Raw genomic sequence first — 22,233 nt, forward strand, 5'->3', positions numbered from 1 at the left:
CGCATGTCCGAACCATCTTCTCGGGCCAGCGGGCACGCAGCGAAACGGGGGAGGCGCAGCTGCACGCCGGCTGCCAGCGGCGTCTGCGCCGCTGGCGGTCGCGCGTGCGCGCCGGTTGACCGGAACCGCTCTCTACCCACGAATTTTTCTACAGACCCGATTTTTCTGTATCGATGCAATTCCGTCACACGATTCGCGCAGGGCTTTGCATACGCTGCTGACGCATCCGGGGGAGACGTCGGTTCCCCCGGATTGAGAGCTGTCAATCCGCCACGAAACACCCTGACACCCGTGAAACACTATCTTGAGGCCCTCCGGATCCAGCGTTGGGATGACCATCGGTTTTATCATCATTCGCGGATCAACCAGTCCCTTCACCTGCTTAGCGCGGTGTGCTTTGTGATTGCCTACGTGTTGTTGTTCATCGATCCGGCAACGGCCGCCCTGGTTGCCTGGGGCATATCGATGACGACGCGTCAGGCGGGGCACTTCTTTTTCGAGCCCCACGACTATGACAAGGTCAATCAAGTCACCCACGACCACAAGGAGGAGATCAAGGTGGGTTACAATCTTCGTCGCAAGGTGGTCCTGATGGGCCTGTGGGCGGTGGCGCCGGTGGTCCTGCTTCTGAGCCCGTCCTGTTTTGGAATGATTCAGCCTGGCGAAGGGTGGTCCGGCTACCTGCATTCGCTGGGGCTGGTCTGGCTGGCCATCGGTGTGGGGGGACTCCTGTTTCGTGCGGTGCAGCTGATTTTCCTGAAGGACGTGATGACAAGCGTGGTTTGGGTGGGAAAGATTCTCACCGATCCCTTTCATGACATCATGATGTACTGGCGGTCGCCGCTTGCGCTGATGCGGGGCGAGTGGATGGACCCGATGCTGCACGTGCGCAGGGAGCATGGGTCTTCGTGACCGGGGCGAGGGTGCGGTGGCCTGGCGGGGGGGTGACCGGCGCGGCTAGCGGGCGAAACGGGCCAGGGCTTCGCGGAGGAGGCGACGTCGGATGCGCTGGTTGGTCAAACCTGGGGGTGTCCACCACCATCCATCGGCCTGCATGGCGCGGGCGGCCCGGAGGAATCGCGCCCCGAACTCATGAAAGTCGGCCTCGCTGAAATTGAGAGTGAAGATGAGGCGTCCCGTGCCCACCCAGCTGAGAGCGAGGCCTTCGGCCCTCAGGTAGAATTGGAGCATCCAATTGTAGCGGGAGGGTTTGGTGTACAGCACGGTCCAGACGGAGCTCAGGTTGGCGACCCGCACGGGCAGTTCAGCGCTCTGCAGTTCGGTGTTCAAGGATTGCGCACGGCGATTCCAGAGTGTGTCGAGGTCATGATAGAGGTGCTGGATTTCGGGGGTCTCCAGGCGTTCCAGGAATACCTGCATGGCTGCCATCACGTAGGGATGGGAATTGAAGGTGCCACGGGCAAAGCAGATGTCGCCCGGCCGCTCCTCCCGATAGCGGCGCATCCATTCCCTGCGCCCGCAGACCACTCCCACGGGGTAGCCTCCGCCCAGGGTTTTGCCGTAGGTCACGAGGTCCGCACGCACGTTGAAGTATTCCTGCGCGCCCCCCGGGGCGAGACGGAATCCGAGGAAGACCTCGTCGAGGATCAGGGCGATGCCGCGGGCGCTGCAGACGTCGCGCAAATCCTGCAGCCAGGCCGCGTACGCTTCCCGGTCAAAGCCTGCCCGGCGGCTGCTGTCGACGAGGGTCGAATCCCCCGGGGCACCGGCGTTGGGATGGAGCGCCTGGAGCGGGTTGACCAGCACACAGGCGATGTCCCGCCGGGCACGCAGGAGGCGCAGGGTGGCGGCGTCCATCTCCTTCAGGGTAAAGACTTTTCCCGGTGGCATCGGATTGCCTGGTCCGGGCTGCACATCGTCCCACCAGCCATGATAGGCTCCGCAGAACCGGACAAGGTATGTGCGGCGGGTATGGTAGCGAGCGAGTCGCACGGCCTGCATGACGGCCTCGGTGCCGGACATGTGGAAGGAGACCTCGTCCATGCCGGATCGCTGGCAGAGCCGCTGGGCATTCCAGGCGGCGGAGGGATGAAGGTTTCCCAGCACCGGACCCAGGGAGCTCACACGTTTCTGGGCCTCGTCCATGCATGCCTTGTAGAAGTCGTAGCCAAAGACATTGACGCCGTACGAACCTGTCAGGTCGAGGAACCGAACGCCATCGAGATCCTGGATCCAGGCGCCCTGGCTGGCCTCGACGAAGCCGGCCAGCTTGAGATGTTCCTGGAGATACGGGCTGAAGGGAAAGGGTACGCGGTAGGCTTTGGTGAACTGGAGGTCGGACAGCCGCTCGGCGGCCCGCACCGATTGGTCGATGGATCGGGGATGACGGGAGCGGAACCCATCGGCCAGCCGTCGAAATCCCTCGCGACGCCGTTTGGAAACATCGACGGGCGCCTGGTCGGCAGCGAAGAATTCGTCCTCGGTATAGGAGTACCCGGGCAGGAGCCGGGCGGCCTGTCTTGCCAACCGGGAGTGACCGGCAAGGGACCGATGCTTGGCCAACGACAATTGGAGGCGCCGCCTTCCGAGGTGGAGGAGCAGGGCTGCCGGAACCAACGCCATGGCCGGGTGGGTGAACAGGTCAAACATGAGTGATCGCAAGACAATGGAGACCAACCCGGAATCCCATGGAATCCAACCGACCCGGGGATGGAACCGGGTGCGCGGGTTGCGAGACCGCCTGCTGCTGCAGGAGGACCTGAATTTCCTGGTTACCAACCGTATTCCCCGGCGGTACGCAACGCTCTTCATGGGCTGGTTCAGCCGGATCGAAAGCCCCTGGCTCACCCGGATCAGTCTCGCCCTCTGGCGTGGGTTCACCGACCTGGATCTCTCGGAGGCGAGGGAGACCCGGTTCAACAGTCTTCACGCCTGTTTCACCCGCGAACTCAAGCCTGGAGCGCGTCCCATCGACCCCGACCCGACCATGGGGGTAAGCCCCTGCGATGGGATTGTCGGGGAATGCGGAACGGTGGAAGGGGACGGGGTGTTCCAGGCCAAGGGGTTTCCCTACCGGCTGGCCGAACTTTTCGGAAGCGAAGCGGCCGCCGCCCCCTTTCACGATGGAGGGTATGTCACCCTGCGCCTGACCTCGAGCATGTATCATCGCTTCCACGCTCCGGCGCAGGGCCGCATCACCCGGGTCACCTACCTCAGCGGCGACACCTGGAACGTGAACCCCATCGCGTTGAAACGGGTGGAGCGACTCTTCTGCCGGAATGAACGCGCCGCGCTTCACCTCGAACTGGCCGGCGGCCAGCCGATCGCCATGGTGGCCGTCGCTGCCATCCTTGTGGCCTCGATCCGCCTGCATTTCCTGAATGTCCGCCTTCACCTGCGTTGGAAGGGCCCCCACGACATCCCGTGCGACGCCGAGGTTGAACGCGGGGAGGAACTGGGTTGGTTTGAACACGGCTCGACCATCATTCTGATCGTCCCTCCCGGTTTCGCCCTCCATCCCTCGATCCATCGAGGTGGGCGTGTCCGCATGGGCCAGGCCATGGTGCAACTCCCCGATTGAGCCGGGGCCCGATGCCCCTCCGGGAACCCGGTTCCATTCTGGAGGGCAGCCCGGGAACCACAGGGTTGCGCGTGTTGGGTCGGACATTGGATCGTTGGTTCCGGGCAACTCGCTTCAGGCCGGAGTAGCCGTCCCACCGTCGTCCACCCCGATCCTCATACGGTCGGCGGCGCCTGACCGAAGCCGGGGTCGTTCGGCCACATGCACGTAGGCGGGAGGGAAGTTCCTCCAGACCGGAGATCCGTGGTACACCCTGTCAAAGTGCCTCTCCAGGACACGTCGTGTCGTTTGCACCCAGCCGATCCATCGGCTGGGCAGGTAATGAACGGTCACCAGGCGGGCCTCGGGAGACAGGAAGGGGATCAAGGTCGCCACCACGGCTGCCTGGCGTTGTTCGTCCCACAGCGCCCATGGCAATCCGCTGACCACCCGGTCGATCCGGGTCAAGCCCAGCGATGGCGCCCGGCGAGGCAGGTGTTCCGCGGCGTCAATGACCACCCGGACGGAGGGGAACCGACGTGCCAGGTCCGCCCCGAGTCGGGGGCACAGCTCGAAGGCCAGCAGGGGCAGGTCCGGATGACGTTCCACCAGCTCGCGGGTGAAGGATCCGTTCCCGGCACCCAGTTCCACCACCTGGTGGCCTTCGCCAATGTCGGCCAGATCCACCATCGCGCGCGCCAACGAACGGCTCGACGGCAGCATCGAGCCCATCTGCCAGGGCTTGCGAATGGCGGATTGAAGAAAAAGCCAGTTGGACATCCAGGATCTGTCTGGCAACGGCGGTTCCCGGTGAACCGGCTCCGCCTCCAAGACAGGGCGGCAGCATGCCACGGTCCTTCCATCCACGGTCAAGCGACAGCCTGGTGACGCTCGTATCCCCTGGAGGGCCCGCATTCGGAGGCATGCAGGGCGATGGACAAAGCCCTAAGAGCCTGTCTGAGGTCTTGGACAGCCTCTACGATCCCGCCGGGGACACCGTGCGGCCCCTAGCAGAGCGATTCACACAGTCGGCGTGGATCTACAACCGCGACAGCGGGGGGGCCATCCTGTTGAAGCGGACCCGTACATATCGTCTGGTCTATGGCTTGTCGGACACGGCTGCATGGTCATCAAGGCTGACCCTTGTGAAGCATCCATGGCCCAATGAGACCGATCCGGAAGGCGGCCTGCTGGTTCGCGACGAGCTGCGGTCCGGCACGCTATCTGCGGGAGACATGGACAGCTACTTCTTCGAGGCGACCGAGGGGGATACAGTCGGGCTGAGTCTGACTCGGGCCTCGGGTTCCGTCCGTCCAGCCTTTTATGTGCTCGACCCTCGGGGGCAGGCTTTATCCTCTGTCAGTGGCGACACCCAGGCGTTGATCGAGAATCGTCGGATTTCCGCCACGGGGCTTTACTTAGTCAGTTGCTTTCTCAACCCAGGTCTGTTTGGAGGTCCTACATCCGGCAACTACACGCTGCTTCTGACCGGATCGATCCGGTCCCCGGCGAGCACGCGCCTTTACCTTCGCCGGTTGCAGGAGAGGCACTGGGTCTTCTGGGTTGACCCTGCGGCGGAGGGGATTCTGGAGGCATCTCACGACCTCAATCCGAATGGCTGGTTTCGTGCTGAGGGCCCAACCACAACGGTGGGGGGCATGCGATCGGCCGTGCTCCCAAACGACGCGCCTGCGCGGCTATACCGATTGGCAAGACCCCGACTGTAAGGTCCGGCGACTCTGTTGGCCCTTCCATGAACTACGGCAGCACCAGGTGGCGCTGCGAATCAGAGTCACCGAAGTGTCGGATCGTTTCAGGGATGTGTCGCAACAAGGCGGAGATCGTCGCCGTGCTTCAATTGCCGACTCGCAGGCAAATACACACCGGCTCATGAGGAGGACGGCGACTTTGCCGGTTGCCGTGCCCCTGCCCTGGCGTGCATCCCGGAGTTGTGCGGAGAGATGCGAACCCCGCTGAGCGTCGCCTCGGAGGGCCGGGTTCCACGAGGCCGCAAGGGTGTGGAGCGCCGGATTGAGGACTCGCGGAGCTCGTCCCTCCGATTGGCTCCCTCCTCACCCACCACTCCGGGATGCACTGATTCCGCCTCCGACGAACCTCCTCGTCGTCTCGAAGCCGTGAAGCCAGGCGGAACCCACGGCCTTCAAGACCCGCCCGTCTCCACGAACCGCTAGTTCGCATGGACATCGTAGTCGATCCCGTGCTTCGTCTTCAGGTCCCGCATCAACGCCAGCGTTCCCGGCGTATGCGGACTCGCCACGCCGCCCCGATTCACCGGTTCGAAGGTATGCAGGAGGGTCTCTTCCAGCGTTTCACCACCTCTCGGCCCGCCCTGAGAGAAGAAATTCTCGACGCTGCCCAGCCGGACGGCTCCAAAGTCCGGCGGGTCACCCCAGTCCCAGAGCCGTTCAAACAGCAGCTTCTCCGTGTAATAGGTCATCGCCTCATTGAGCGCACGGACGTGGAGAATCGGAGTCAGCCCTTCGGCCGGGATCGTGGCGGGTTCGCTCATGGCGGGATGGGGCGAGAATGCAGGGAGGTGACGGCTGACGACAGGAATTCCCTGGACGGTCCCAAGCCCGTGGTTGCCGGACGATGGCAAATCCCCACCGCGATACGGCGTCCCGCCTTTGGGACGGCGGAATCCCACTTGCGAGAAGGAGGGGAAACGCGTCGCCGGCGCCCCGCCTCGAAAACCCTTTGATTTGAAGACCGGGAGGACCGGTCCCGGCGTGGCATCGGGCATGCGATGATGTGCAGGCGCCTCCCGTACTGGCGTGCATCCTGGGGCAATCCGAGAGCGTCATCCAAAGTCACTTTCCTTCAATGCCCGACCTGAAGTCCGCCATCCGTCAGTTGCACAGGAACCCCGGCTTCACCGCGGTGGCCGTGCTGATCCTCGGCCTGTGTCTCGGGGGCACTCTGGCCATCTTTGCAGTCGTGGATGCGGTGCTGCTCCGGCCCCTTCCGTTCCCGGAGCCCGACCGCCTGGTCACGCTCTACAACAGCTATCCGAAGGTCGGCCGCGCGCGGGGCCAGTCCTCCTACCTCAACTATCATAGCCGGCGGGGTGCCATCCGCGCGCTCTCACACCTCGCGGCCCTCCAGCACGGCACCAGCATCGTGGGTGAAGCCGGATCCACGGAAGCGACCGAGATCCTACGGGTGTCGCCCGAGTTCTTCCCCACCCTGGGCGTCCAGCCGGTTCTCGGTCGGGCGTTCACGGAGGCTGAGATGTCCTATCAGACCGATTCTGTGGTTGTCCTGACCGACGAATTCTGGCGACGGCACTTCGGGGCCGATCCGACCGTCCTTGGCCGGACGGTGCGGATGGACGGGCTCCCCAGGGTCGTCGTGGGTGTGCTGCCGCCCGGGTTCCGATTTCTATCCTCCCGTGCCCGGTTGTTTCTCCCCTTGAGCGTTGACCCGGACGTGCTGCGGGTTGAACGGCTGCACAACGGGGGCTTCGAGATGATCGGAAGACTCGGGCCCGGAGCGTCCGTTGCCGAGGCCGAGTCGCAGATTGACGCGCACAACGAGGTGATGAACCGGGATTTTCCCCAGGCTCAGGCCGTCGCCGACGGGGGATTCAGAACCGTCGTGACGTCGCTCCATAATGAGCATGTGCAGTCCATCCGGCCCACGCTTTGGCTCCTCCAGGGGGGAGTCCTCTGTCTGCTGCTTCTGGGCGCCGTGAACCTTGTCAACCTGCTGCTGATCCGGTGCGGCGCGCGCGCGCAGGAGTTCGCGATCCGCCAGACGCTCGGTGCCGGCAATGTTCGGGTGATGGGGCAGGCGTTTACGGAAACGCTGGTACTTGTATTCGCCGGGGGCATGGCGGGACTCGGCCTGGCGACGGTTGCCGTGGGCCTTCTGGACCACCTGGGAGTCGAACACCTTCCGCTGGGAAGCCATGTGGCCGTGACGCCGCGACTGGTGGCCGCCGCCGCCCTGGCCTCGATCCTACTCGCCGTTCTCGCCGCGCTGCCGGTCGCCTGGTTGGGCTTGCGCGCCAGACTGGGCGGAACGTTTCAAGGCGGTTCGCGTTCCGGAACGGCCACGCAAGCCGCCCGACGACTGCGCCACGGATTCATCGTCGCCCAGGTGGCCCTGGCCTTTGTGCTGCTCTTCGGGGCCGGTCTGCTTGGCGTGAGCCTGAAGAAGGCCCTGGAGCTGTCACCCGGCTTCCGCGCGGACCATGTGCTGTCCGGGAGCGTGACCTTGCCGTGGACCCACTTCAAGCTCCTCGCGGCCGGCGTCTTTCTGGGAGTGCCCGGTGCCGGGCTGGCCGGCAAGGCAATGGAGGGCGTCCTGTTCGATGTGCCGGTCTTTCACGCCCCGACCTTTGTCGTGACCCTCGTCACCCTGAGCGCCGTGTCGATCGCAGCCGGGTTGCTCCCCGTCCTCCGCGCCGCGCGGGTGGATCCGATGGAGGCGCTGAGGGAGTAGGGGCGTGCGGGCGATGGTGAACGCCAATACCGACAACCGAACCTGCACCGGACTGCTGACCCATTTCTACTCCCTCCCCCGTATGAAGGACCACCGCTTCTCCATACGCCAACGACTGAAGAACCCCGGCTCATGAAGCAGCAAACCCTGGCCCTATTTAAGCGACACCTGGAGGCGGATGACCTTGCCGGTGTCGCCGACCTGCTCTGCCAGACCCCGGATTGGCCGGATTCCGTCGCCACGCATGGCGGCGGTCCCCTGGTCGAGGCGCTGTTGTCCGCACGAAGCACCGGGATGCTGGACGTGTTCCTTCGCCACGGGTTGGACGTGGCCCTGATCAGCCGGTGGTGGGCACCGGGATTCGGGTTGAACCGGGCCCGACCGGAACTGGCCGAACATTTGATCGCCAAGGGGGCCACGCTCTCGCCCCACGCCGCCGCCGCACTGGGATTGGTCCAGCGGCTGGGCGAACTGCTCGAAGGGCAACCGGAACGGGTCCACGCCAAAGGCGGCGATGGCGGGCGTCCGCTCCACTTCGCCCGCAACGTGGAAACCGCCCGGTTGCTGGTGGAGCGCGGCTCGGAACTCGATCCGACGGACGACGACCATGATTCCACCCCGGCCCAGTGGCGCATCGGCGACGCGCCCGAAGTGACGCGCTTCCTGTTGCAGCGCGGTGCCCGGCCCGACGTCTTCATGGCCGCCGGCCTGGGCGATCTGGAACTGGCGAAGACGCTGGTCGGGGAGAACCCCGTCTGCACGACCTACCGCATCGGCCACAACCAGGGGCCCTTTCCCGGCATCGGATTCCAGAAGAGAGGCGGGACGATCTACCAGTGGACGCTGGGTTTCAACCAGTCGCCCCAGGAGATCGCGCACCACCGCGGACACCGGGACGTGTTCGACTTTCTGATGGAGCGCACGCCGCCACGACAGCAACTGCTTGTGGCCTGCCTGTTGGCGGATGAAGCGTTGGCGCAGGACATCGCCACGCGGCATCCGGGCCTGGTCGGGGAACTCGACGGGGAAGACCGGACGCTGCTGGCGAAGTTCTGCTGGGAAACCAACCTCAACTTCGAAGCCGTCCGGCTGATGCTGGACCTCGGTTTCCCCATCGATGTGCCGGAGACCAACCACGGCCATCTGCCGCTGCACAACGCCGCGTGGTGCGGTGCCGCGGATCTGGTGGAACTGCTGCTCCGGCGTGGACACCCGGTGGACCGACGCGATCCCGGCTACCACGCCACGGCGCTGGGCTACGCGCTCCACAGCCACCTCGTCGCCAAGCGCCATCCGGAAGGCGACTTTCCGCGTGTCGTCCGGCTCCTGCTCGAAGCCGGGGTGCCGCTCGACAAACACCAGTATCCCACCGGCGACCCCGACCTCGACGAGGTGATCAAAGCCCATCTGGAGGCGCGCCGATGAACGACCTCAAGTTCGCCCTCCGCCAGTTGCTGAAGAACCCCGGCTTCAACGCCGTGGCCGTGCTCACGCTCGCGCTCGGCATCGGCGCCAACACCGCCATCTTCAGCGTGGTCAACGCCGTCCTGCTCAAGCCGCTGCCTTATCCGCAGCCCGGTCAGTTGGTCACCATCCGCAAGGAGCTGCCGCCTGCGGGGGGCCTGGTGCTCGGTGGCGGAAACCTTGTGGGCGGACACGAGTTTGCTGCGTGGCGCAAGCAAAGCCAGACCCTCTCGCAGATTGCCGCCTACGGCAGCAGTGACCGCAGCCTGACCGGGAACGGACTGGCCGAACGCATCCGTTGTGGCACCGTCACCGCTTCTCTGTTCCCGATGCTCGGCGTCCAACCGCTGCTCGGCCGGCTGTTTGTCCTGGAGGACGAGACGCCGAACGGCCCCCGGATCGCCGTGTTGTCGCATGGACTCTGGCAACGACAGTTTGGCGGTGACAGCGGCGTCCTCAACCGGTCGATCACTCTCGATCGTGAATTGCACACCATCGTGGGTGTGTTGCCGGCGAGCTTTCAGTTCCCCGATCCGAACGAGGTCTGGGTGCCCATGCAAGCCGTGCGCGGACCGGAAGTCGCCGGCGGTGCCATCGCAATCAGCCTGGTCCACGCCATGGCGAGGTTGAAGCCCGACGTCTCGCTCGCCCAGGCCCAGGCCGAACTGCAACTCATCGCCAGCCGCGTCACGTTGCCGATGTTTCAGCCGCCTTCGGACAATGCTACCGCGCCGCTCATTCTGCCGCCTCCTGACGGCGGTCAAATCCCAATCCCGGATGGCCTCGTGCCGCCACCCACCGGCGCTGGACCGGTAACGCTCCCGTTCCCGGGTGAGGGCCGCATGGTGTTGCGCGGACCGCCGGGCGCAGAACTCGGAACGCCCGCGGATCAAGTGCAGCCCGTTCCCTTAGCCGGCGATCCGTTGCAGGTGGCACCCGCGCCACCGGCTGAACTGGGCCGCCTCCCGATCGGTGGCGGACGGATTCAATTGATCGGTCTGCACGAGCATCTCGTGGCCAACGTGCGTCGGTCGGTCCTGGTGATGATGTGGGCGGTGGCTCTTGTCCTCCTGATCGCGTGCGCCAATGTCGCGAATCTGTTGCTCACTCGCGCCATGTCGCGGCGGCGCGAGATCGCCGTCCGTCTCGCGCTGGGGGCGCCGCGCGCGCGCCTCATACGCCAGTTCCTCACGGAAAGCATGCTGCTCGCGTTCGTCGGCGGTGGGCTTGGGCTTCTCTGTTCATGGTGGGGAACGCGGCTCCTGGAGTCGCTCGCACTCACCGGCCGATCGCACTTCCAGCCGGTTGGCATCGATCTCACCGCCCTGGGCTTCACGCTGCTCACAGCCTTGGCCACGGGCATGATCTTCGGCCTGATCCCGGCAGTGCAGGCCGCGGGACTCCCCGTGAACGAAGCGTTGAAGGAGGGCGGACTCACCGCGGGTGAGGGCCACGACAGGCACCGCCTGCGGGGCTTGCTGGTCACCGCCGAAACGGCCCTGGCTCTGGTGCTGCTTGTCGGGGCCGGCCTACTGATCAACAGCTTCATCCGCCTGCGCAGCGTGAATGTCGGCTTTCAACCAGATGGCCTGCTTACCTTCCAATTGAGCCTCGACGCCAGCCTCCAGTCCGAACCCGGGGCGCGTTCGGCGTTCGTGCGAACCCTGCGCGAGGAACTCGCCGCGTTGCCCGGGGTCGAGTCGATCGCGATGACCGATCACCTGCCCTTGACGCATTTCTCGATGATGACCGAGGTGTCCGTCGCTGGTGAACCGCGCGAGCGCTACGCGAACCGCCCGCCGGTGAGCCTGGCGGCCGTCACGGACACCTACTTCGACACGCTGGGCATTGTCTTGAAGGAAGGCCGGGCCTTCACCGCCGCCGATCCATCGCAACGCAACGTCGTGGTCAACGAACGCTTCGCTCGCGAGTACTTCCCCGGCGCCTCGCCAGTCGGCCGGCTCCTCAATGACTTTGCCGGCGTCGCCGGTCCGCACACCATCATCGGGGTGGTGGCCGATGTCCGACAGGACGGTTATGGCGGCCAGGTCACACCGGAGATTTACACGCCGTCCCTCGATCAACACCCCAACCTCGTCAGCACCGCCATGAGGTGCGCCGGCGATCCGCTGGCGCTGGCGCGCGCGGTCCGCGAACGCGTCCAGGCGCTCGACCCGACCCTTGTGGTCGCGGATCTCATGACCATGCGCGAACGCCTCGACGCGACGACCACCTCGCGCCGCGCCCAACTGCTGCTGCTCGGCGGCTTCTCCGCGCTGGCGCTGCTGCTCGCCGCAATCGGTGTCTACGGCGTGATGTCCTTCATAGTCACGCAACGCACCCGCGAGATCGGCGTGCGCCTGACCCTCGGCGCGCCGGCGGCGGACGTCACGGCGATGGTCTTGAGCCAGGGGATGCGCTTCGTGGCGGCGGGCATGATCGTCGGCCTGGTGGTGGCGTTCCTCACGACCCGGGCAATGACCTCGATGCTGTTTGGCATCGCCGCGACCGATCCGTTGACACTGATGGCAGTTTCGCTGGTGCTGGTCGGCGTCGGCGCGCTGGCGTGCTGGCTGCCCGCGCGCCGGGCCGCCCGGGTGGACCCGATGGTGGCGCTGCGCGCGGAGTGAAGGAGAAATCCAAAGCCATGACTCAGCCCGAAGAACTCAAGAGCAACCGGCCCCTGAAATGGTCCGCCGGCACGGGTGCCGATGTCTGGGCGCTGTTCTGTGCATGCATCGCGGGCGACATGGAAGCCGTGAAGCGGCTGCTGGCGAAGGATCCTTCGCTCGTTCGCAGCCACTACAGCTACCGCAAGCCGCTTTACTTCGCGGTGCGGGAGAACCGCATCGAGGTGGCCGCCCTGCTTCTGGAGCACGACCCGGATCCCTTTGGCCTGGCGGTGAACGACAGCCTGATCGAAATCACCCGCGACCGTGGCTACCCGGAGATGGAGCGGCTGCTGGAGGCGAAGTTCGCCGAACGCTTCGGCGCGTCGCCGCGGGGCGAGCCCGTCGCGGCGGCGATCCGTGAGCACGACCTCGCCAGGATGCGCGGTCTGCTGGATGCCGGCCCGGATCTGCTCCACGCCGGCGATGCGCGTTCCAACCAGCCCATTCATTGGGCGGTGATGACCCGGCAGTTGGAGTTCGTGGACGAGCTGTTGAAGCGCGGCGCGGACCTCAACGCGCGGCGGGCTGACGGTGCACGGCCGATTCACCTGACGAACGGCGACTACCATTTCCGTGGCTGGCGCGACGTGCCGTCGGATTGGCCGACCAGCCCTGGGGACGTTTATCGCCATCTGGTGAGTCGGGGCGCGAATGTGGACCTGGGCATGGCCTGCGCCACCGGTGATCTCTCGCGTGTGCGCGAATTGCTGGATCAGGACCCCTCGCTGGTGAACCGGGTTTCGGACTACGCGGGTTTTTATTTAGGTAGCGGTGCACCCCTCAAGAATGCCGCCGCGCGCGGGCATCTCGAAGTCGTCCGGTTTCTGCTCGAACGCGGCGCGGACCCCAACCTGCCCGAGGAAGGCATCGCGCCCGACGGCCACGCCCTGCACTCCGCCGTGGTCAGCGGGCACCTTGAAATCGTCCGGTTGCTGCTGAAGCACGGCGCGCACCCGAACGTGGAGATCGAAAGCTCTGCGGACACCCTGAGCGCCGCGCTGGGATCGGCCGGCTATTCCAACCAACCGAACTCGGAGATGGTGGAGCTGCTCTGCTCGTATGGCGCTTCCCGGGCGGTTCACCTGCTCGCCTACAGCGGCGACATTGTCACCGCTGCGGCGGTCTTCGCGGCCAACCCGGCCCTGGCCAACAATCCCGAGGCGCTCGCCAACGCGGCCAGCGAAGGCAGGGAAGCCTTTGTGCGGCTGATGCTGCGATATCAGCCCGATCTCCCGCGGCGCGTCGATTTTCCAGGCTGGGCGGTGGGGGCGAAGACCCGCGAGTTGAACGAACTGCTCTTCCAACACGGCATGAACGCCAGCGCACGAGACTGGCTGGGCATCACGCCGCTCCACCATTTCGCGCGCAACGGAGACCTGGAAAAGGCCGCGCTGTTCCTGGACCACGGCTCCGACCTGCACGCGCGCGACGAGGACATCTGTTCCACGCCGCTTGGCTGGGCGGCGAAGTTCGGGTGCCAGCCGATGGTGGAGTTTCTCCTGCAACGCGGCGCCAAACCGAATCTCCCCGACGACCCGCCATGGGCGACGCCGCAGGCCTGGGCGACACGGCGAGGACATCCGGTGATCGTCGAGTCGCTGAAACGCCATGGCGCGAAATGAATCCATCCCACTGCGAATCCTATGAGCGAGTCCGCCCCGTCCGAACCCTCAGCGACTCACTTTCACGCCGCCGTCAACGAACCCAAACCCGCGCATCCCGCCATCCTCGAAGCGCTGCTCCAGGCCGGAGCCCAGGTCCGTGCGGCGGACTTTCCGACCGGCAACGGCCGGATAGACGAAATTCTCCGGCGCTTTGGAGCCGTTGAAGAACCGACCTGATGCGCCCTGGCCGCTCATCACTCATCGCCCACAACGTTTCCATGAACGACCTCAAGTTCGCCTTCCGCCAGTTGCTCAAGAACCCCGGCTTCACCGCCGTGGCCGTGCTCACGCTGGCGCTCGGCATCGGGGCAAGGGCGTTGGTTCCCAGCCTGCCGCCACCTGGAGTCCAAACCATGAACGCCTTGATTTCGGAAGCAGTCGCGCAGCCGCGCTTGCAGACGGGTCTGCTGGGGCTTTTCGGCCTGCTCGCGTGCTGGCTGACCGCCCGTCGTGCGGCAAAGGTCGATCCGATCTGCGGGCAGTTGCATCCGCTGCTGCGCGTCGGCGACCTCCCGACCGCCCTTGCCTTCTACACCAGCAAACCTGGGTTCCGCCGGGGCTTCCACTGGGGCGATCCGCCGGAGATGGCGGGGGTGAATCTGGGCGGCGTTTCGGTCCATCTCGAGGAGCAAGAACCGTCTTGGCTCATTCTCCTGTTCCTCATCAGGAACGACCTGCATCCCGCGCTTTGTTGGGTGAGACACGCTCCCTGGCCCGACGCAGACTCTCTTCGACACTCGGATCGATGCCAATGAACGAGGATGGTTCCAATGGATATGAAGGGATCGCGGGCATCTACATCGCCGGACGTGGCACCCGAGCCCGAGTCGGCGATTCGGTCGGCGCCGCCACCGTCCGGGCGTGGGCCCAAGCCTTTCGCCCGGGAGCGACGGTCCTCGACCTCGGCTCAGGCCCTGGTGAACCGAGCACGCGCATCCTGCGGGAGGCCGGCCTTGCGACCTACGCCGTCGATGCATCACCGACGATGGTTGCGGCATTCCGCGAGCGCTTCCCGGGCGTGCCGATCGAACAAGACACGGTCGAAGCATCTGCGTTCTTCGACCGGACCTTCGATGGCGTGCTTGCCTGGGGGCTCCTGTTCCTGCTCCAGCCGGCCGCTCAAGCACTTGTCATCGAGAAGGTGGCGCACGCGCTCAACCCCGGAGGGCGTTTCCTCTTCACGGCCCCCAAGGAGCCCCTCGAATGGTTGGATGGCATGACTGACCGTCGGTCGCAGTCACTCGGGGCGCCAACCTATGAGCGATTGCTGCGCGAAGCCGGTCTGACGTGCGTGACCGAGGCGGAGGACGAGGGCGGGAACTACTACTACTTCGTCGAGCGGCGGCAACCCAGCCGCGCTGCTGACGACCCAACGGGGCGACGTGAACGGAAGACTCGAACACCATGAACGACCTCAAATTCGCCGTTCGCCAACTGCTGAAGAACCCGGGCTTCACGGTGGCGGCCGTGCTCGTCCTTGCGCTCGGCATCGGACTGAACACGGCAATGTTCGGCGCCCTCTACGCGCTCGCCTTCAATCCGCGGCCGTTTCCCGCGCCCGAGCGGGTCGTCCAGCTCTATTCCCAGGACAAAGCGGAGCCGGCCAGGTTCCGGGCGTTCTCCTACGCTGCCTACCGCGAGGTGCGCGAACGTCGCGATATCTTCACCGGTGTCCTCGCACAGGCGCTTGCGTTCGTCGCCGTCGGCGAGGGCACGGAAGCGCGGCGGGGGGTTTCCGCGATCGTCAGCGCCAACTACTTCGAGGCGCTCGGGGTGCCGCTCCTCCGGGGCCGCGCCTTCACCGCCGGGGAAGAAACACCCGGCGCCGATCTGCCCGTCATGATCGTGAGCCACTTCTACTGGCGCAACGCCGGCTCCCATCCCGACCTCATCGGCTCCACCCTGCGCATCAACGGCCGCGTCTTCACCGTCGTCGGCATCGCGCCGGAGGGATTCACCGGCACCAATGCCACCATGGGTCCCGAGTTCTACTTTCCGCTCGGGGTCTTCGATGTGCTCGGGGAAGGCCGTCGCCCGCTTCAAGCTGCGGACAGCTTCGTCCTCAACCTCGTGGCCCGGCTGCAAGCCGGCATCACGATCGACAGCGCCCAGTCAGGCCTGGCCGGCACCGCCGCGGGTTTGGAAGAGCTTTATCCGGTCGAACAGAAGGACCAGGCGTTCATCCTCGGCCCGCTGCCGCGCTTCGTCGTCGGCTCGGAGCCAAAGCAGAATGGCATCATGCCGGCCCTGCTGGGCACCGTGCTCATGGGCCTGACCGGCTCGGTGCTGCTCATCGTCTCGCTCAACCTTGCCGGGCTCCTGCTCGTCCGCGCCCACGCGCGATGCAAGGAGTTCGCCATCCGTCTCGCGGTCGGCGCCACCCGCGGTCGCCTGATTCGCCAGCTCCTCACCGAAGGTCTCCTGCTCGCGCTCGTCGGTGGCGCGCTTGGCGGTCTCTGTGCGGTCCTGGGCACCAGGCTCCTCATCGCCACGGTCTCCGATCGGCTGTCGTTCGCGCTTCTCTTCACGGCTCCGACCCCGGTGGTGCCCGTCGTCTCCACGCTGGTCTTCTGCACCATGGCCACGCTGTTCTTTGCCCTTGGCCCTGCGCTCACCCTCCTGCGCCGCGATCTCATCCCCGACCTTCAGCAAACCGTTGTGGAAGAGACCGGCCGTCCGCGGCGGTGGCTGCCGCGCCACCCGCTCGTCGTCGCGCAGATCGCGCTGTCCCTCACCCTCATCATCGGCGCGGGCCTCTGCGCGCGCTGGGTGGGCCGCCAACTGGGCACCGAAACCGGCATGGACGCGGAACACACACTCGTCGTCGAGTTCGATGCCAGCCTGGGAGGACGTGGTCAGGCCCGGAACCTCGAGATTTTTCGCACCGTCGGCGAGCGCCTCGCCCATGTGCCCGGGGTGAGCGCCGCCAGCATCGCCACTGCGACACTTTATGGCTTCAACTGGAACGAAGGCTTCGTGCGGCGAGCCGGAACGCGTCCGGCTCCCGACGTCCGTCCGTCCACGGCTGCGGAAGGCCTCGCTTTCCTCGCTCCGTTCAACGCCGTCGGCGCGGATTATTTTGCCGCGGCTGGCCAGCCGCTGCTGCGCGGCCGCACGTTCACCCGCCTCGAAACCGATCAGCCCGGCGCACCCCCGGTCGCCATCGTTGACGAAGCGCTCGCCGCCCGGCTCTGGCCCGGGGAGGACGCCCTGGGCCGGAGCCTCGAATGGGCAGGCGGCGAGGCGCCAACGTCCGCGAGTTCGTCCGGCGATGGGACTTTCGAGATCGTCGGCATCGCGCGCAGCCTGCGTCCCGACCCAGCCGAAGCGAGATATCCCGGCGCGATCTACCTTCCCATCGCGCAGGGCTTCAAGGAGAGGGTCCACTTCCTCATCCGATCCGTGAACGCCGGCGAGGCCGCACTGGCCGCGTTGCGCGAACCGGTGCGCCGCGAGCTTCAGGCGGCGGCCCCCGACGTGCCCCTTTTCACGGTGCGCGCCTTCCGCGAACACAAGGACGCTGCGCCCGTTCCCTGGCTGTTCCGGCGCATCGCGACGGTCCTGGCGGCATTTGGCGCGGTGGCCGTGCTCATCGCGATCATCGGGCTTTATGGTGCCAAGGCCTACAGCGTTTCCCGGCGCACCCGTGAGATCGGCATCCGCCTCGCGCTCGGCGCCGAGCCAGCCCGCCTGCGCAACCTGATTCTTCGCGAAGGTGTTGTGTTGAGCCTGGTCGGGATCGCACTCGGCCTGCTGCTCAGCGCGGCGATCATTCGTTTGCTCGGCAGCTTGATCGCCGATTTCGAGGGCTTCGATCCGGTCGTTTTCGGAGTCGCCGCCCTGGCGTTCTTCACCACCGCGCTCGCCGCCTCCTGGCTCCCGGCCCGCCGCGCCATGACAGTCCAGCCGATGGTGGCGCTGCGGAGTGAATGAGATGAGCCTCGAACATTCTGCGGCAAACTTTGAACGCCGGTTGTCGGGCGGGGCCGCTTCCTCGATCCCGGTGGATGACCGGGCCCTGACCTTCACGGCGAACTCGGCCGTGCTGACCGGATGGGTGTTCGGACTCGCACCGGCCTGGCAGGGCTCCCGAAACGAGGTGAATCGAACGCTGAAGGGCGATGATCGTGCGGCCTCGGCGGGCACGGCGACCGGCGGGTTGCGCGGCGCACGCGTCATGGTGAACGCGAACAACACTCTGGCATTGCCATCCGTGAGCCTTCAATCTCGTGGAACGGGCCGGGTTGGAGACGGGCTGAAGTTGTAAGCCTGTTCCCTGGGTTTGATCCGGCTCTTCAAAGTATTCCATGAAAACTGCGGCGTGCGTCGTGGCGGTGTCCCTGGGTTGGAGCGCGTTGGGTCAGGCACCGCCCGAGGCGTTGACTCGCTGGAACCTGCGGAGTCCGAACCCGGTGATCTGGGGCATTGCGGAGGGACCGCCGGGACTGGTGGCGGTTGGAGGCGATGGCGTCGTCATGGTCTCACCCGACGGTCAGGCGTGGTCGGATGTGACCGCCGGCACGACCAATCGGAACTCCCTGTTCGCCGTGACCCATGCCGAGGACGGCTTCCTGGCGGTGGGCGCCCAGGGCGTCGTTCTGTCGTCCATCAACGGACGGGATTGGGTGGGCCGCTTCAGCGGCACCACGAATGAACTCCGGGCGATCTCCTGGATTCCCGGCCGCGGCGTCATCGTCGGCGGCCGCGGAACCATCCTGGTCTCCCCGAACGGTCACAACTGGACCTCGATTCCCGGTGGCGGTTCCGTCGTTTGGTATGGGGTCGCCCAGGGCGGCGGCGTGGCCGTGGCTGTGGGTTCCGGAGGCGCCATCGCGTTTTCAGAGAACTTCTCGGACTGGTTTCTGATCCCCTCGGGAACCACCCGAACCCTGCGGGCAGTCGGTTATTTTGACGGCACTTTCCTGGCAGCCGGCTTCTCCGGAACCATCCTGACCTCGACGGACGGCGTGGTGTGGCGACCGCAGGCACCCGAAAACCCCTCGGATTACTACAGTGTGTCCAGGTTCGAAGACCAGTACCGGGTGGCGGGCGGACCGGGTCAGCGTGTCTCGTCCTACGCCCGGATCGCCAGTTCGCGAACCTTCACGAACTGGGTGGAGTCCGCCGCACCCCTCAATGCGATCGTCGGTCTGCATCCGATGCCGGACCAACTGCTGGCCGTGGGCGCCGGCGGAACCATCGCCCGATCCACCGATGGCCTGGACTGGCAGGGAATCGCATCGAGCCCAACCGAGGGCCTGTGGGGACTGAGCTTCGTGAATGGCGCCCTCCATGTCGGGGGCAGTCCCCAGACTCTTCAGATTTCGCATTCCACCTTCCTCTCCCAGGCACGCATCACCGGCCTGCAGCGCCACCGCGGGAACGGAAATTGGGACGTTGTACCCATCCCCGAAACGCCGGCCTTCGCCAGGGCGATTCCAGGCGGGCCGGGCTATGTCGCGGTCGGGCCGGGAATCGGCCTCCATATCTCCGGGGATGGCGTGACATGGCAACCCGTGGAAGACGCCGCCGGACTGGCGCTCCATGATGTGGCCTTCAGTGGCAGCCGCTGGATGGCCGTGGGCGCGTTGTCCACACAGTCCACGGCGCCGGGCGTGGCGCTGACGTCCACGGACGGCATCGCCTGGGAACGCGTCGATCTCCCCGCCCAACGGGCCCTGGTCCAGGTCGCTTATGGCAATGGCGTCTTCGTGGCCACCGGCGCCGCAGACGTCCTGTCCTCCCCGGATGGCACCGGGTGGAGACGTGGCACCCCGGTGCCAACCGCCGTGTCCGGCGACTTCGGATTGCTTGGCATCGCGTTCGGCAACGGCCGGTTCGTCGGCGTGCGGAATTCCGATTTTGCCGTCAGCGAGGACGGCGTTGCCTGGACGGAGGTGCGGCCGACCGAGCGGTTTCCACTGCATGATGTGGCCTTCGGAGCGGGATGGTTCGTCGGCGTGGGAGCCGGCACCGGGGCAGCCGGGTCCCTCAACCGCGTCGCCGTCTCGATGGACGGCATTGCCTGGAGCACCCACGAGATCCCCACGACGAACTGGCTGCGTCGGGCGGCCTTTCTGGATGGTCGCTTCACCGCGGCGGGCGATCGCGGCACGGTCATGGTATCCGACCCGCTTCCCCCGATGGCGCCTCACTTCCTTGCCCAACCTCGCGGGATCACGGTGGGGTCAGGGATCCGGGTGGACCTCGAGTCCCTGCCCGTCTCGTCCGAACCGCTCACGTTCCAGTGGTGGAAGGACGGACGTTCCCTGGAGGGCGCCGTGGGCGCGCGGCTGGTCCTCGAGCACCCGACGCCGGCGGACAGCGGGATGTACCACGTCGTGGCCAGCAACGCCCTGGGCCGCACGGAGAGCACTGCCGTTCCCGTGACGATTTTGGTATCCGGACCGGCGGATCATTGGGCCGTCGTCCGCTATCCCGGCAGCCGGTTCCTCCTGGATCGTTTTGCCGTGGGGGCAGGCGTCTATGTGGCCACGACCGGGGACGGCGGTTTGGTCGTATCGACCAACGGCATCCATTGGGAGGCCGCGGAACGTCCTGGCGGGGAACGGTTGATCTCCGTCCGGTACCTGGCGGATTCCTTCGTGGTCGTGGGCGAGGGCGGAACGCTCCTCCGATCCAGCGACGGATTCGAATGGGTCCGCGACCCGGTGCCCACCGACAGGGCCCTGCATGACGTCGTCGAGCAGGCCGGGACCTGGCTCGTGGTGGGCGAGTCCGGCACCGTGCTGCGCGGCAATGCTCCTGACAGCCTGCAAGTCCTCCAACGGCCGGTGACCACTGATCTGAACCGCGTGGTGTGGGCCCCACCGGAATTCGTCGCGGTGGGGAATGAGGGCACCATCCTCCGTTCCTTCGACGGGAGCCTTTGGTTCCCGGACCTGGCTCCCACCACCATGAACCTGCGCAGTGTCGCAACGAGCGGCCCCATGCTCGTTGCGGTCGGGGACGGCGGCACGTTCCTCCGATCGACCGACGGGTTCTCGTGGCGTCAATCCCTGGCCACGGGCGATTGGGGGTATCCGGACATTCTCGACGTGGTCTTCCTGGGCGACACCTTCTACGCTGCGGGACGTGGATGGTGGGCGACTTTCAGGGGAACCGCGAACACCACTGCCAGTTCCATGGGTTCCCTGCCAATCCCGTCCGCGTTCAGTTCCCTTCACGTCGCGGCCGCCGAACTGTACGGAGCCGCGGGAACGGCACTGATGCAAACCGTTGCCTCAGGCGGTTGGAGACCCTTTGAGGGCCCCGATAACCGGAGCCTTCTAAGCCTCGCAGACCGGGGGGACCTGATGGTCGCCGTCGGGGCCATGGGAACCATCCTCCGCTCGGAGGACGGGACGGATTGGACCCGGGAGGAATCGCACGTCACCACCCTCCTGCGCGGGGTCGCTGCGGGCGCAGGCGTGTTTGTCGCCGTGGGGAACGAGGGCACAATTCTGCGCTCGCTGGACGGCCGGGTATGGGACCCCATGGTCTCAGGCGTCGTGACGAACCTCCTGTCCATCTGTCACGGCGCCGGGCGCTTTGTCGCTGTGGGCCTCGCCGGCGTGGTCCTGGTCTCGGACGATGGCGTGCAATGGACGCGGCGCGGCGATCTCCCCGTCGGCGTGAGTCGGGTGAAATACATCGACGGACGCTACTGGGCCCTCTCGACGCGGACGGTGTTCACCTCGGCGGACACCGTGGACTGGACCAGCACCCAGTTCACGGGTCAGGCCTTCGTCGCCGACATCGAACGGTTCGACGGCGGATGGATCCTCCTCGAGAACTACGGGATCCGGACCTCCCCTGATGGGGCGGACTGGACCCCGCTCATGTTGGTCGGGATACCGGCCGAGGCGTCACGCCTTGCCAGGCACGCCCATCTTCTCGCTGCGGTGGGTTCGTCCGATGCCATTCACTTCTCGGCCAACGGCCAGGATTGGTACCCGCGCGAGACCGGGGCCAAGTGGGTCCTGCGGGATGTTCAATACCTGCGTGGCGCCTTCTACGCTGTGGGAGACTTCGGCGTCGTTGTCCGGTCCGCGCCCCATGCGAAGCTGGTCGCCCGGCCCGGGAACGAACGCCACATCATCCTCGAGGGCCATCATGGGCGCCCGTACCGCGTGGAATACCGCGAGGCCGCCGGCCCCGCCGGTGTCTGGCAAGTCCTGCCGGATCCCACCGAAGGCCCCGACGGCCCGTTCTGGCGTGATACGGAGCCCGATCCGACCCCGAGGATCTACCGGGCGGTCCTGGACGAATAGGCACGACATCCGCGCAGGTTGGGTGTTCCCGGACGCCGGCTCCCACGCCCCCTTGATCCGAAGGTCAAGGCGCGCATTTCAAGTCTCTGGAACCCGCCCCAAGGGATGTTCTGGAGAACGTGGCGATAAAGGTCGCCGACGAGGTGGAGGTGGACGGAAGCACCCATGCATCG

At 66.1% G+C, this 22,233-nt stretch carries 15 protein-coding genes; 11 read left to right on the plus strand and 4 right to left on the minus strand.

Annotation, left to right across the window (positions count from 1 at the left end; translation table 11 throughout):
• Positions 1-291 precede the first annotated feature (291 nt).
• On the plus strand, positions 292-912 hold the full coding sequence (locus KF833_19665) for a hypothetical protein (protein MBX3747534.1): 621 nt from the start codon (positions 292-294) through the stop codon (positions 910-912).
• 45 nt (positions 913-957) lie between these two features.
• On the opposite strand, the gene KF833_19670 is transcribed toward KF833_19665, so the two are convergent.
• Positions 958-2,610 (minus strand): aminotransferase class III-fold pyridoxal phosphate-dependent enzyme, encoded by a 1,653-nt coding sequence (locus KF833_19670; GenBank protein ID MBX3747535.1) that lies wholly within the window; start codon positions 2,608-2,610, stop codon positions 958-960.
• Positions 2,611-2,626: 16 nt separating this feature from the next.
• Here KF833_19670 and psd point away from each other — a divergent pair, with 16 nt between their 5' ends.
• Positions 2,627-3,541, plus strand: coding sequence for a phosphatidylserine decarboxylase (gene psd, locus KF833_19675; protein MBX3747536.1), 915 nt, complete (start codon positions 2,627-2,629; stop codon positions 3,539-3,541).
• A 114-nt stretch (positions 3,542-3,655) separates the two neighbouring features.
• Here the strand turns inward: psd and KF833_19680 are convergent, their stop codons facing one another.
• Both KF833_19680 and KF833_19685 read right to left on the minus strand, forming a co-directional pair.
• Positions 3,656-4,300: a methyltransferase gene (locus KF833_19680; GenBank protein ID MBX3747537.1), complete on the minus strand. Its 645-nt coding sequence runs from the start codon at positions 4,298-4,300 to the stop codon at positions 3,656-3,658.
• Between the two features lie 1,408 nt (positions 4,301-5,708).
• Entirely contained in the window at positions 5,709-6,050 is a 342-nt protein-coding gene (locus tag KF833_19685; protein ID MBX3747538.1) for a hypothetical protein, read from the minus strand.
• A 314-nt stretch (positions 6,051-6,364) separates the two neighbouring features.
• On the opposite strand from KF833_19685, the gene KF833_19690 reads away from it, so the two are divergent.
• From KF833_19690 to KF833_19705, 4 genes are all read left to right on the plus strand, one after another.
• Complete coding sequence (locus KF833_19690; GenBank protein ID MBX3747539.1) at positions 6,365-7,987, plus strand: ABC transporter permease; 1,623 nt, start codon at positions 6,365-6,367, stop codon at positions 7,985-7,987.
• Between the two features lie 132 nt (positions 7,988-8,119).
• Entirely contained in the window at positions 8,120-9,412 is a 1,293-nt protein-coding gene (locus KF833_19695) for an ankyrin repeat domain-containing protein (GenBank protein ID MBX3747540.1), read from the plus strand.
• Complete coding sequence (locus tag KF833_19700; protein ID MBX3747541.1) at positions 9,409-12,081, plus strand: ABC transporter permease; 2,673 nt, start codon at positions 9,409-9,411, stop codon at positions 12,079-12,081. The genes KF833_19695 and KF833_19700 overlap by 4 nt, the downstream gene beginning before the upstream one ends.
• A gap of 17 nt (positions 12,082-12,098) precedes the next feature.
• Positions 12,099-13,745, plus strand: a complete 1,647-nt coding sequence (locus KF833_19705; protein ID MBX3747542.1) for an ankyrin repeat domain-containing protein — start codon at positions 12,099-12,101, stop codon at positions 13,743-13,745.
• Positions 13,746-13,793: 48 nt separating this feature from the next.
• On the opposite strand, the gene KF833_19710 is transcribed toward KF833_19705, so the two are convergent.
• Positions 13,794-13,982 carry a hypothetical protein gene (locus KF833_19710; protein MBX3747543.1) on the minus strand — a complete coding sequence of 63 codons (189 nt, stop codon included), beginning with the start codon at positions 13,980-13,982 and terminating at the stop codon, positions 13,794-13,796.
• 23 nt (positions 13,983-14,005) lie between these two features.
• On the opposite strand from KF833_19710, the gene KF833_19715 reads away from it, so the two are divergent.
• The 5 genes from KF833_19715 to KF833_19735 are packed head-to-tail and all read left to right on the plus strand — an operon-like array spanning position 14,006 to position 22,060.
• A complete protein-coding gene (locus tag KF833_19715) occupies positions 14,006-14,542 on the plus strand; it encodes a hypothetical protein (GenBank protein ID MBX3747544.1) in 537 nt (178 codons plus the stop codon).
• Entirely contained in the window at positions 14,533-15,195 is a 663-nt protein-coding gene (locus KF833_19720) for a class I SAM-dependent methyltransferase (GenBank protein ID MBX3747545.1), read from the plus strand. The genes KF833_19715 and KF833_19720 overlap by 10 nt, the downstream gene beginning before the upstream one ends.
• Positions 15,192-17,720 (plus strand): ABC transporter permease, encoded by a 2,529-nt coding sequence (locus tag KF833_19725; protein MBX3747546.1) that lies wholly within the window; start codon positions 15,192-15,194, stop codon positions 17,718-17,720. Before KF833_19720 ends, KF833_19725 begins: the two co-directional genes overlap by 4 nt.
• Position 17,721: 1 nt before the next feature.
• Entirely contained in the window at positions 17,722-18,054 is a 333-nt protein-coding gene (locus KF833_19730) for a hypothetical protein (GenBank protein ID MBX3747547.1), read from the plus strand.
• Between the two features lie 40 nt (positions 18,055-18,094).
• The gene (locus tag KF833_19735; GenBank protein ID MBX3747548.1) at positions 18,095-22,060 is read left to right on the plus strand and encodes a hypothetical protein; all 3,966 of its coding nucleotides are present in this window, start codon (positions 18,095-18,097) and stop codon (positions 22,058-22,060) included.
• Positions 22,061-22,233 lie beyond the last annotated feature (173 nt).

The sequence above is a fragment of the Verrucomicrobiia bacterium genome (genome assembly GCA_019634625.1).
In the GTDB taxonomy this organism is placed as follows: Bacteria; Verrucomicrobiota; Verrucomicrobiia; order Limisphaerales; family CAIMTB01; genus CAIMTB01.